Genomic DNA, 12,637 nt, shown 5'->3' on the forward strand with positions numbered 1-12,637 from the left:
TTAAACGGCCACTTCCGCTAATATATCATCAAGTTTACTTTGTAATTCGTCTACCCCTACCCTTTCCACAAAATCGAGAAAGGTTTCGGATAGTAGTTTTGTTTCTTTGAAAAATAGGATCATTTCTTTCAGAACATGATGGAGCTTTTCAGCTTCCACTTTTCCTTTAAGCTTTTCATTGAACTTCCCGCCCTCATTCAGCGTTCCTCCAACGTATATCTCAAAAGCTTCGACCATCTTTTTATCCTGGTTTTTCATTTTTATGCCTTGCAGCCCTATTTCGGCGATGGCTCTTTGACCGCAATTATTCGGACAGCCGACCATATGCATCCTTACAGGCACATCGAGATCTATTTCCTTGTCCAGTGATTCAGAAATGGTCCTCATTCGGTTTTTCGTTTCAACCAGAGCCAGGTTGCAATACTCGATGCCTGTACACGAAACGGAATACCCAATGAATTTCTTTGGTTGATATGGAAATCTTTCAAAGATGGATTCCTGCTTTAATTCTTCAAGTTTTGCATCCGGCACATTAGGAATGATTAGATTTTGAGAATTACAGTTGCGGATTTCACCATTTCCATATTTTTTTGCAAGTTCGGCAAACTCGATCACTTCGTCTGGGTTTAGACGACCCACTGGTATATTGACGCCAACATAGTTCAGACCATCTTGCTTTTGTTTATGGATGCCGTAGAAATACCCTGCATTCCATCCCTTCACCGCACTTTCTCCCTTTTCAGGAAGCGGACCGGTGTATCCCAGCAATTTTTCCTTGAATTGTTCAGGACCCCAGTCAGCGACAAGGAATTTCAAACGTGAGCGATGACGCTTTTCACGGTACCCAAAGTCACGGAATATCGTCGTGATGGCGGCAGCCACTTCCACAGTTTTTTCAGGTAAAATGAATAAGTCAAGTTCTTCTGCCAGCATCGGAACGGAGGAAAGCCCACCCCCTACTTTTACGTGAAAACCGACTTCCGTTACTCCATCAATTACTTTAGTAGCTGGATTGAATGAAACACAGTTGATTTCAGCATTTGAAGCATTATGGATATTGGCACTTATGGACATTTTATATTTCCTCGGAAGGTTCGAATAGTCTTCGTTAAGGCGGAAATACTCAAATACATCATAAAGTACCTCGCGTGTATCAAAAAGTTCATCAGGATCGATGCCTGCCAATGCATTACCGATGATATTACGGGTTATATCACCACAAGCTCCAGCCGTAGTCATTCCAACCTTTTCTAAACGATCCAATATATCCGGGACCTGTTCGATGGTCAGCCAATGGAATTGAATGGCTTGACGGGTTGTAATGTCATATACGTCCCTCCCGTAATCTTTAGCGATGTTAGCTAGAGTTATTTGTTGATCATATGTCAGGATACCTCCGGGAATAACGACTCGCATCATCCAATAACCAGCTTCTTTTGGCCGTTGCAGGTATAAACCTGCCCACTTGAACATATCCCATTTCTCTTTAGGGATGGAATCAAACCCATTTGCTGCGTAATGTGGAATATCATCAAATATCTTCAAGCCGTCTTTTTCCAATTTCCAGATTTCCGTTTTATTTTTAGCGATTAGTGGATTTTCCGACCAAAATTTCTCGTAAACCATTTCATTTCCTCCTTGATTAAATCGCTTTCTTTGCTGTTAAATAACCGATTACATGTTCAACGCACTCCTCAATGCTGTATTGGTCGGATTCTAAAATGATTTCCGGTTGTTCAGGTTCTTCGTATGGAGAGTCGATTCCGGTAAAATCTTTAATGATGCCTTTACGGGCCTTGTCATAAAGCCCTTTTGGATCACGCACTTCGCACTCTTCGATCGGACACTTTATGTATACTTCAATAAACTCCCCTTCTTCGAGTAAATCACGTACAATCTGCCGATCTGCCCTGAAAGGTGATATGAAAGCGGTCAATACGAACTGCCCACTATCCACGAATAACTTGGAAACCTCACCAATCCGCCTAATATTCTCGGTTCTATCTTCTTCAGAAAAACCTAAATCTTTATTTAAGCCATGACGGATATTATCACCATCCAAAACATAACTTCGAATATTCCGATTGTATAACTCTTTAGCGACCGCGTTTGCAATCGTTGATTTTCCGGAACCCGATAGTCCTGTAAACCATAGAACCGTGCTTTCATGCCCGTTCTGCTTCCGTCGGTGCTCCTTGGTCAATGACGTCTCATGCCATGTGACATTCGTACTTTTACTCATTTGATAATCCCCCTCTTCATGTAAACCTTCCATTTATGTCCAATCAGTTATAAACTTCATTTTTTTTTAGACCTTCTATCAACACCTCGATGACTTCCTTACGGCTAAAGGTAGCTGGAGGAATTTCTCCATTACGCAACATTTCCCTAACCTTCGTTCCAGACAGGATGACATGGTCTTCCTTGCCATGCGGACAAGTTTTAGCGGAAGCCATATTGCCACATGCTTTACAGTAAAAACTATGTTCAAAGAATAATAGCGTGATTCCTAACTCATCTGCGTTAAAGTTCCCGAAGATTTTTTGAGCATCGTATGTGCCATAATAATCGCCAACACCCGCATGATCACGTCCGACGATAAAATGGGTGCAACCATAATTTTTACGGACCATCGCGTGGAAAATGGCTTCTCTAGGTCCTGCATAACGCATGGCAGCAGGGAAAACTGCAAGGGAGACGCGATCTTTAGGATAATATTTGTCAAGCAGCACTTTATAGCTTTCCATTCTTACATCTGCCGGAATGTCATCTGATTTAGTGGCACCAACGAGTGGATTTAAGAATAAGCCGTCGACAATTTCCAATGCTGTCTTTTGAATATATTCATGTGCACGGTGAACAGGGTTCCTCGTTTGGAAACCGACAACCGTTTCCCATCCTTTTTCAGCGAAAGCCTTCCTTGTCTCGACTGGGTCTAAATAATGAGCTTGAAATAGCGGGCGCTCTATTCTCTTGATCAACTTTATTTCCCCGCCGACATATACATCCCCGCGGTTATATAAATTTTTCACTCCAGGATGCTTCTCATCAGCTGTTTGATATACCAATGTCGCTTCCAATTGCTTATCTGGAGTGTAAATATCAGAAACGGAGAGAACCCCGTATGTTTCACCATCATGGGTTAATGTTACTTCTTCACCTATAGTAAGGCTTCCTGCAGTTTCTTCGGTCAAAGGCAGCGTAATCGGGATGCTCCATACATGTCCGCTGCTAAGCCTCATATCCTTTACCACTGTCTCATAGTCACTTTTTGTAAAGAATCCTTTAATCGGGCTGTAGGCACCAGTCCCTATCAATTCAAGATCGCTTAAAGCAATTTCATCGATTTCGATTGACTTCGTTATTTTACTAAAATCATATTTTGGTTCCCAAAGATCGATTAATGTTCCTCCGTGCGGTAAACTGATTGTCATGCTAATTTCCCCCTATGGTTTCTATTTATTTAAGCCTATAATTTCTATTTATTTAAGATAAATGCAATCCGCATTCCGTTTTTTGAGCCCCTTGCCAACGGCCTGAGCGTAAATCATCTGCATTGAAGGCAGGTGCTGTACACGTTTTACATCCAATGCTCGGATATCCATTATCATGCAGGACATTATATGGAAGTCCATTTTTGTGGGCATAGCGCCAAACATCTTTCCATGTCCAATGTATGAGTGGGCATATTTTAACTGATTTGAACTTATTATCCTTATTGATATACTCGGTCTTAGCCCTTGTTTCGGATTGCTCCCTCCGCAGTCCCGAAAGCCAGGCTGTTGCCGTTGAAAGCACTTCTGTAAGCGGAACAATTTTACGGATGTTGCAGCACTTATTGGAATCACTAAGCCATAATTCATCGCCATATTCCGCCGCTTGTTCCTCAAGCGTCAAGTCAGGTTTCTTCATTTCAATCAAAAGCTTCGGATATCGCTTCTTCACTTCCTCGATCAATTGGTAAGTTTCCTCAAAATGAACATCTGTATCAAGGAAAACTATTTTTGCCGAAGGATTGACCTTCGCCAATAAATCCGTAAGCACGATGCCTTCAATACCAAAACTGCAAGCATAAATCAGTTTGTCTCCATAATGGTCATTCGCCCATTGCAGAACTTCCAAAGCACCTTTTGTCTCAGTGTCTTCAGGAAATACGGGGAAGTCCCCTGTATTGAAATTTTCATAGTTTATTAATGCAGCCAACTTTGTAGCCCCCTCTAAAAACTTGCTGTATCAGGTTAGAGTACTGTTGATCAATCCCCGTTCTAATATTCCCCGGGTTATTTGAATCTAGGAAAAAGAGACGAATCTAACCAATACTCTCTTTATATCAGTTAAACCCGCCTCTAGTTTTTCTAGTCAGCAGATACCTTATTTAATTCTAAGTTTTTCATTTCTCTCCATTTGAATGATTTTACCATCCTGGACAATAAGTGTAATGGATCCATATTTCATTGAATTAAGCATTTCTTGAAGTCGTTCAAAAATTTCTTCAAGCTGATTCTCTTTATCCAAACCAGTTCCTCCTTTAAGAAAACCCGCGAATATTTTATTTTAAATTTCTTAGATTTATATAATTCCATACAACCTTACATTGTTATGGTCTGCCTACAATTTTCACAAAAAACAAAAATCTTTCCATGATGGAAAGATCGCAAGGTAAATATCTTTACCTTATCTTCCAAAATGATCAACATTTTGTTGGAGGTAGCACCTTGCATCCATCATGCAGGTTGCCGGACTTCAAAGGGCCAATTCCCTCCGTCGCTCTGGATAAGTTTTATTATTTTAAATATTAACATATATTTAATCCTTGTCAATGGAGTTTTCTTATAAAATAACTTGGTTTAATATTATGGATTAACTGTTATTTTTATACACACTATTCAATTTATGATTTTATGTTCATATAAATACGAAAATAGACTCGTCTTTTTAGATAAAGTCTCCAAAAGAATGAGTCTATTTTCATTAATAGGCCTATTATTGACGCGTGTTATTCTAAAAAAATTTCTAGGGTTCCAGTCTTTTTATATAAGGAATTAATTTATTGAAGTCATTAATTTCTTAACTGTATCGCTTCTACAAATTCTTGAACCTGACTCTGGACGCGATCAATTAAATGCAAATCATTGATTGGGTTTTCTGGATTCTGTTTATCTATTTCCTTATCAACAAAATAAATCCCCTGCAGCGGCTCGCCTTTTAATATTGAAATTAATGGTTTAAGCGCATAGTCAATCGCCAATAGATGCCTGTTACTTCCACCAATCATGATTGGCAGCACCGGCTTACCCTTAAAAGCACCTTCTGGCAGCAAATCAATCAATGCTTTCAATACACCTGTATAAGAAGCCTTATAAACCGGTGAACCTATAATGACTCCTCTGGCTGCTTGAATTCTCTCCGAAAGCTTTGTGATATCCTCGCTATTATATTTCCCTTGGAATAAATCATCTGCTGAGAAATCCGTAATCGAGAAATAAGCTGTAGTAAATCCTGCATTTTCGACTAATGATTGAATATGTTTTAGTGAAATGTCCGTTCTTGATGGAATAGCCGGACTTCCTGATAAAATTACGATATCGCTCATTTGATACCCTCCAATGTTACAAGATTTCCAGATATAATTTTCTTAAAGCATTACGTGAAGTATACATTTATCGTAATTGTCTGAAAAATATAAGTCAAATCTTACACTCTGGACATGTACTCTGAATGAAAAAAGAAACGGTCATATATATGACCGTTTCATTATGTATGATTTTGTTTCCCATGAATACCATATACCAAAAGTTGAGCAATGCTCTTAATTCGTTCAGAAGTAAAATATGGCTCCTTTTTTTGTTGATGGATCTCATAATGTGTAGATAAAGCCAATGTGAAAGAAATGATCCCTACATTAAATAAAATAATATCAGAGATATATTGTATCTCTCCGCTATCTATTCTCTTCTGTATTTCAATATGCCTGGCATTTGGCTTGAAAATCTGATCTACATATTGCTTTGAAATATCTTGATCGAATTGTGTTTCCCTAAATAATATCGAAAACTGTTCTTTATTTTCAAGAATTTTTTTTATCATGGTAGTAACATGATTCTCCACTAGATCATCCGTGGATAGATGGCTAGTCCCATCTTCAGATTCCTCTTTTTCATTAGGGGTAATTGTAGCCAAAAGCAAATCTTTTTTGCTGTCAAAGTATTTGTAAATAGTAGCTTCGGAAACATTGCATGCAGAGGCAATTTCATTCGTTCTTGTCATGTCAAAACCTTTAGTGGCAAAAAGAGTCCGGGCTACATTTATGATTCGTTCTTTGGTTTGCTGCCCTTTTTTCAAAAATATCAACCTTCTTTTATAAAGATAAGACCGGTTTCACCCCTCTATTTCCCATGATATATCGCTGGTATCAATCGGTCAATATTACCTTTGATCTATTTGAATTCAATATTCCCATATATCATAAATAGAAAACATCATCTGGTTGGGACGATGTTTTCTATTTATGAAAATCACTTAAAAGATGCATAGCCATCATCGACCATGACTACACTTCCATTGATCGCATCCGCTTCCTCTAACGATAATAGATAGACGGCATTTGCAATGGCTTCTGGCTTAATCAATTCACCGCGCATTTGAGTTGCATTCAATTTATCGATGATTCCCATGTCTTTATAACCTTGTATGATAGGAGTGTCGACCCCGCCCGGCGCAATGCCCACAATGCGTATCCCATGAGCACCCAATTCCAAAGCTGCTGACTGTGTCATCTTTCTTACAGCGCCTTTAGTCGCCTGATAGGCAAAAGTCCCATGGGAAGCTAAGTAGCCAAACACAGAAGCGGTATTTATAATGACTCCCTTGTTACCCAGTTCCTTCATTTTCCGTCCTGCTGCCATGATTCCAAAGGCCACTCCGTGCTGGTTCACCCCAATCGTTTTGTAGTAACCTTCCATATCTTGGTCTATGATCATACCGCCCGCACCAATGCCGGCATTATTAAACATGATATCGAGCCTTCCGTATGTTTCCACTGCTTTATTGATTAACGATTCAACATCATCCTGCTTAGAAACATCCGTTTTAGCATAAATGGCCACTCCACCATTAGCTGTTATCTGATCAACGGTTTCCCGACCCATTTCTTCATTAAAATCCGCAACAACGACCTTGTCACCTTTTGCTGCGAATTTCAGGCATGTGGCTCGGCCTATACCGCTTTATCCCCAGTGATAACTGCAACTCTTGCTGTCATATACATTCCCCTTCCAAATAAGTAAGCGATCACTTACTTTTTATTATAAAAGTAAAGAATAGTAAATTCAAGCAATATGTATTTTTATAGAGTTTTGAGCTTTCAAAAGTAAAGCTGTCCTATTAATAGGACAGCTTCATTTGTTTAGCAGGTTTTCAATTCGGCCTTACTTACGGATGTCTTCACCATTTCAATGAAAAGTTGAAGGAAGCGATCATCACCTGTCAATTCTGGATGAAATGCACTTACGAGGACATGGTCTTGTCTCGCAGCCACTACATTCTCTTCATAAACAGCCAATACTTCTACACCTTCTCCAACTTCATCAGCAAATGGTGCCCGGATGAATACTGCCTTATAAGGGGCTTCCATTCCTTTGATGGATAGGTCAGCCTCGAAACTTTCCCGTTGACGTCCAAATCCGTTCCTTTTCACGGAAATGTCCATTAGTCCGAGATAGGCCACCTCATCGCCAGTCAATTCATTTGCCGCCAATACCATCCCCGCACATGTACCGAAAATAGGTTTTTTACCTTCGAAGAAAGTTTTGATCGGTTCCATAAATCCATAACGATCCATTAGCTTCCTCATCGTCGTGCTTTCTCCGCCTGGAATGATCAAGCCATCGATTTCCCGCAACTGTTCCGGTTTTTTTACAATAATCGCTTGTTCGCCCGCAGCTTTGATTTGGTTCAAGTGTTCTTCAACCGCTCCCTGTAATCCCAAAACACCGATCGTTATCATATTACCATCCACGTTCCTGCATCCGTTCTGCCGGAGCTAGTTTGGAAATATCAATGCCTTTCATTGCACTGCCCAATTCTTTTGACAACTTGCCAATCAATTCATAATCGGTGAAATATGTAGTCGCTTGAACGATTGCGGATGCGAATTTTTCTGGAGTTTCAGATTTAAAAATACCAGACCCAACGAAAACGCCATCTGCTCCCAATTCCATCATCAATGCAGCATCTGCTGGAGTGGCAATTCCGCCCGCTGCAAAGTTAACTACAGGCAATTTACCTGTGCGTTTGATTTCTCTTAAAATTTCAAATGGGGCTCCAAGATTTTTTGCCTCTGTCATTAATTCATCATCACTCATGATGCTCACTTTGCGAATTTGTGACTGTACCTTTCTCATATGACGCACAGCTTCCACAATATTACCTGTTCCTGGTTCTCCTTTTGTACGAAGCATGGATGCTCCTTCACCAATACGGCGCGCAGCTTCGCCTAAATCACGGCAGCCACAAACGAAAGGTACTGTGAAATCACTTTTTAGAATATGGTATTCTTCATCCGCAGGAGTCAGCACTTCACTTTCATCGATATAATCCACTCCCATGGATTCCAGGACCCTTGATTCAACGATATGGCCAATCCTTGCTTTAGCCATGACCGGGATTGAGACTGCATTCATTACTTCCTCGACAATTCGCGGATCTGCCATTCTAGCTACGCCGCCAGCCGCACGGATGTCGGAAGGTACCCTTTCCAATGCCATGACAGCGACCGCACCGGATGCTTCTGCGATTTTTGCTTGTTCTGCGTTAATGACGTCCATGATTACGCCACCCTTTTGCATTTGTGCCATTCCTCTTTTTACTGTGTCAGTCCCTAATAATTTTTCCATTTTCTTCTTCCCCCTAATATTTTCATTTTTTAGATTTGTTAGGCTTAGTATAAAAAAGAGTTGACCACATTGAAAGTGTCAGTTTTAATAAATTTAACGGGGTCAGTAAAAATTTATCAAAAAGGTGGCAACAAAATGAATATGCTTTCTTGCGATTTAAATCGGTTAAGTGAAGTACCTTTGTACGAACAATTATATTCATATATTAAAAAAGAAATCATTGAAGGCCGTCTTCTTTACGGCACAAAACTGCCTTCCAAAAGGAAATTAGCAGAGTTCCTTCAAATAAGTCAAAATACCGTGGAGACTGCATATGAACAATTGACTGCTGAAGGATACGTTGAAGTCATACCAAGAAAAGGGTACTATATTCAAACTTTCGAGGATTTAGAGTATACACAAACTAACCAAGTATCAGTGGAACAAATCAATCATAAACAAGGGGAATTGCTATATCATTTTCATCCCAGCCAAATTGACACGGAACATTTCCCATTTGAAAAATGGAGAAAATACATGAAAAGCAAAATCGATGAATCACATCAAGATCTTCTTTTACTTGGGGATTCTCAAGGGGAATATGAATTACGATGTGAAATTGCCCATTATTTGTATCATGCACGTGGTGTTCAATGTGTCCCAGAACAGATCATCATTGGTGCAGGAATGGAAATTTTATTACAGCAGCTTGTCCTTCTATTCGATAAAAATGCCATCTATGGTGTTGAAGATCCTGGGTATCACTTAATTCATCGGATTTTACGCAGCTACCCAAATGAAGTCCATCCACTGCAAATTGATGAAGAAGGCGTAAAGGTGAACCAAATTGAAGATTCAAACATCGACGTTGTGTATGTCACTCCCTCACATCACTTCCCCAATGGGACAATCCTATCCGTTAACAGACGGACGCGATTGTTGAACTGGGCTCAAGGGGCAGCAAACCGCTATATTATCGAAGACGATTATGATAGTGAATTTCGTTATAGTGGAAAAACAATTCCTTCCTTACAAAGTATGGATGCTGGTGATAAGGTGATATATTTAGGGTCATTTTCAAAATCATTGATGCCATCAATTCGGATCAGTTATATGGTTCTTCCCGCTCCATTGTTACAAATGCATCAACAGGAATTGTCTTTTTACCATTCAACCGTTTCACGGATTGATCAGCACGTGTTGACACAGTTCATGAAGGAAGGGGATTTTGAAAAGCATTTAAATCGGATGAGGAAAGTGTACCGTCGGAAGCTGGATAAAGTGATTGATCTATTTAAACCCCATCAACAAATAAAAATCATTGGAGAGCGGTCAGGATTGCATATCGTCCTCATCGTTAAGAACGGCATGGATGAACAGACACTTATTCAAAAGGCAAACGAAGACCATATTAAAATTTATGGATTATCAACATATTCAATCGAGAAAATTGACGAACATCCTCCAAAAATTATATTGGGCTTTGCAGGGATTCCTGAATCCGAATTGGAAAAAGCCATTCACCTTTTATTGAACTCATGGGGGTTATAAATATAAAGAAGTTCACTGTCGTGAACTTCACAGACTGTAGTCAAACTTTCGATCGAGTTTGTCTACAGTTTTTTTAGCTTTTACATATTGAACGTTGATTGGAACGTAGGGCACTTGCTTTCCGCCGGCGGTCGTCCCTCGGCTTTCGCCTGAGGGGTCTCCCCTAGACGCGCTTTTAGTAATGTAACGGCATTTCTGACAAGCATATCGTGGAAGATGCAGATCATCTGCGTCATTTTTAGATCTAAAACCTATATATGCGAAACATAAAAAAACGATTGAGTGTGTATTCGTAGATGCAAAAGAAGCATGATATGCGTAAGACTGCTTTAAGGGGACTTAAAAAGTTGCCGATGCAAGCGATGCTTACTTTCTCTACCATTAATTTAAAGAATATGGCCAATTGGAAATAGCTAGGTCCAAAAGTGGCTTAACGTAGTGGCTCATAGAGCCCCAATTTCTTAACTTTAGGAGATATTTCAATGAAAATGCCAAAAGAGATTCGGAATGGTCTCATCCTCATTCCCTCTCACGATTGTATCGGGATGATTACCCTGATTTTAATACAAGACTTTTCTTTGTGATGAAATTCGGATTGAATGTCTGGAGCCCAGCTCCTGCTTGAAGCTTGCGGTGAGGAGTATTTGGCAGGACGTCGACCTTAAGGGAACTGAATCATCATCAGGACCCCAAAATTTATGCTCCGGGGTTGGAATAATTCGTTGTCAGTAAAATAAAGTGCGCTTTGGACGAAAAACGGCTTCGTCTGAAAACAACTGAGAGGTTTTTCAAATAAAAATAATACAGGCAAACTCACTTTTCTACGAGTTTGCCTGCATTCTGAAAATTTCACTCTTGTGGATTTTTTTAACTTTTAGATAAATACAGTTCCATCATATCTTTTGGTACCATGCTCCCGCCGGTCGCCCAGATGACATGCGTCGACTGGTTCATTTTATCCAGCAGTTTTTGATCCATAAGATATTCCCTTCCTTCTTTAGCTGACAAAAGTTGTATCGGACCAAATGCTCCGGCTAGGGCAGATGGCTCTAAATAATGGCCTTCCGTCTCTGCCATTTCCTTGAGCAGTTCGAATAACCTTCTATCCTCTATGGTATAGCTGCCGCTTAACATGGTCGTCATCATACTGGAAACCAATGCTGAAGGCCTCCCTACTGCAAGACCATCCGCTTCCGTCTTATTATCGATGCCAAAGTCCTGAACCGAAACTTTGTCATGAAGTCCTGTCATCAAACCGAGCGTCATGCATGGTGAATGTGTCGGCTCTGCAAAAAAACAATGTACATCATCTTCAAAGGCTAACTTGAGCCCATATGTTATGCCGCCGGGCCCGCCGCCGACACCGCATGGTAAGTACACAAACAAAGGATGATCTTCATCTACTGCAATGGACATATCTTTCAATTGTTTCTTCAGGCGCGTTGCAGCTGTCGCATAACCTAGCAGCAGATCCATGGAATTTTCATCATCAATAAAGTGGCAATCGGGATTAAGTGATGCTTCTTTACGGCCTTCTTCTACAGCTTTACTATAATCATCATCATATTCCTTTACAATGACACCCAGACTTGTTAATCTATCCTTTTTCCACTGTTTGGCATCTGCAGACATATGGACCGTTACTTTAAATCCCAGCTTCGCGCTTATTATCCCAATACTCATTCCTAAATTGCCGGTTGAACCGACAGCAATCGAATATTTTGAAAAAAGCTCCTTATATTCATCACTCGCAAGTATTCCATAATTATCAGTCCGCTTTAAACCGCCATGCTTCATTGCTATTTCCTCAGCACGTTTTAAGACCTCATAAATACCTCCGCGTGCCTTGATTGAACCTGATATAGGTAAATGACTGTCACATTTCAGCAAAAGTTTTCCCGCAATTTTAGTTCCATAGGATTTTTCCAAGTTTTTTTGCATGAAAGGAATCTCGACTAGAGGTGATTCAATGATCCCCTCCATTGGTTCAGTTTCTGGAAATGCTTTAATTATATAATTGGCAAAACTATTTAATCTTTCTTCAGCCGATTTAACTTGTTCAGCTTGGACGATTGGATTTTCTTGTTTGTTACCGTAATCTGGATTCTTCCAGAAGACTTCATTCATCTTTATCACATTATTAAGTATAGGATCTTTCGCCTTCCATTCGTTAATCGATAATCCTGCGATTTTATGCATCTCCTCAGCAGTCC

General features: G+C 40.0%; 11 protein-coding genes, 2 pseudogenes and 1 riboswitch. Of the genes and pseudogenes, 2 read left to right on the forward strand and 11 right to left on the reverse strand.

All coding sequences use genetic code 11. The features are described from left to right. The 10 genes and pseudogenes from NYE65_RS25640 to pdxS all read right to left on the reverse strand — a co-directional run bounded on the left by NYE65_RS25640 (position 1) and on the right by pdxS (position 8,894). Positions 1-1,626 carry a nitrite/sulfite reductase gene (locus NYE65_RS25640; RefSeq protein ID WP_340862048.1) on the reverse strand — a complete coding sequence of 542 codons (1,626 nt, stop codon included), beginning with the start codon at positions 1,624-1,626 and terminating at the stop codon, positions 1-3. A gap of 16 nt (positions 1,627-1,642) precedes the next feature. Continuing rightward, entirely contained in the window at positions 1,643-2,242 is a 600-nt protein-coding gene (gene cysC, locus NYE65_RS25645; protein ID WP_340862049.1) for an adenylyl-sulfate kinase, read from the reverse strand. A 43-nt stretch (positions 2,243-2,285) separates the two neighbouring features. Further along, positions 2,286-3,434, reverse strand: coding sequence for a sulfate adenylyltransferase (sat, locus tag NYE65_RS25650; RefSeq protein WP_057277555.1), 1,149 nt, complete (start codon positions 3,432-3,434; stop codon positions 2,286-2,288). Positions 3,435-3,486: 52 nt separating this feature from the next. Further along, positions 3,487-4,203 (reverse strand): phosphoadenylyl-sulfate reductase, encoded by a 717-nt coding sequence (locus NYE65_RS25655; RefSeq protein WP_328178089.1) that lies wholly within the window; start codon positions 4,201-4,203, stop codon positions 3,487-3,489. A gap of 168 nt (positions 4,204-4,371) precedes the next feature. Then, positions 4,372-4,515 (reverse strand): YezD family protein, encoded by a 144-nt coding sequence (locus NYE65_RS25660; RefSeq protein ID WP_072273036.1) that lies wholly within the window; start codon positions 4,513-4,515, stop codon positions 4,372-4,374. 156 nt (positions 4,516-4,671) lie between these two features. Beyond that, positions 4,672-4,780: riboswitch (SAM riboswitch) on the reverse strand. A gap of 279 nt (positions 4,781-5,059) precedes the next feature. After that, positions 5,060-5,593 (reverse strand): NADPH-dependent FMN reductase, encoded by a 534-nt coding sequence (gene ssuE, locus NYE65_RS25665; RefSeq protein ID WP_095391094.1) that lies wholly within the window; start codon positions 5,591-5,593, stop codon positions 5,060-5,062. Between the two features lie 161 nt (positions 5,594-5,754). After that, positions 5,755-6,342, reverse strand: coding sequence for a TetR/AcrR family transcriptional regulator (locus NYE65_RS25670; protein WP_034306949.1), 588 nt, complete (start codon positions 6,340-6,342; stop codon positions 5,755-5,757). A gap of 173 nt (positions 6,343-6,515) precedes the next feature. Beyond that, positions 6,516-7,261, reverse strand: a pseudogene (locus NYE65_RS25675) (SDR family NAD(P)-dependent oxidoreductase). A 144-nt stretch (positions 7,262-7,405) separates the two neighbouring features. After that, positions 7,406-8,005: a pyridoxal 5'-phosphate synthase glutaminase subunit PdxT gene (gene pdxT / locus NYE65_RS25680; RefSeq protein ID WP_328178172.1), complete on the reverse strand. Its 600-nt coding sequence runs from the start codon at positions 8,003-8,005 to the stop codon at positions 7,406-7,408. 1 nt (position 8,006) lies between these two features. Beyond that, positions 8,007-8,894: a pyridoxal 5'-phosphate synthase lyase subunit PdxS gene (pdxS, locus tag NYE65_RS25685; RefSeq protein WP_034306956.1), complete on the reverse strand. Its 888-nt coding sequence runs from the start codon at positions 8,892-8,894 to the stop codon at positions 8,007-8,009. A gap of 135 nt (positions 8,895-9,029) precedes the next feature. Between pdxS and pdxR the strand changes: the two genes are divergently transcribed. Beyond that, a complete protein-coding gene (pdxR, locus tag NYE65_RS25690; RefSeq protein WP_063576141.1) occupies positions 9,030-10,424 on the forward strand; it encodes a MocR-like pyridoxine biosynthesis transcription factor PdxR in 1,395 nt (464 codons plus the stop codon). A 247-nt stretch (positions 10,425-10,671) separates the two neighbouring features. Next, positions 10,672-10,837, forward strand: a pseudogene (locus NYE65_RS25695) (transposase); the annotation flags it as partial. A 454-nt stretch (positions 10,838-11,291) separates the two neighbouring features. On the opposite strand, the gene NYE65_RS25700 reads toward NYE65_RS25695, so the two are convergent. Continuing rightward, complete coding sequence (locus tag NYE65_RS25700; protein WP_328178173.1) at positions 11,292-12,623, reverse strand: D-serine ammonia-lyase; 1,332 nt, start codon at positions 12,621-12,623, stop codon at positions 11,292-11,294. Positions 12,624-12,637: the final 14 nt, after the last annotated feature.

This window comes from Peribacillus sp. FSL R5-0717 (assembly GCF_038002945.1).
GTDB classification, from domain to species: domain Bacteria; phylum Bacillota; class Bacilli; order Bacillales; family DSM-1321; genus Peribacillus; species Peribacillus frigoritolerans.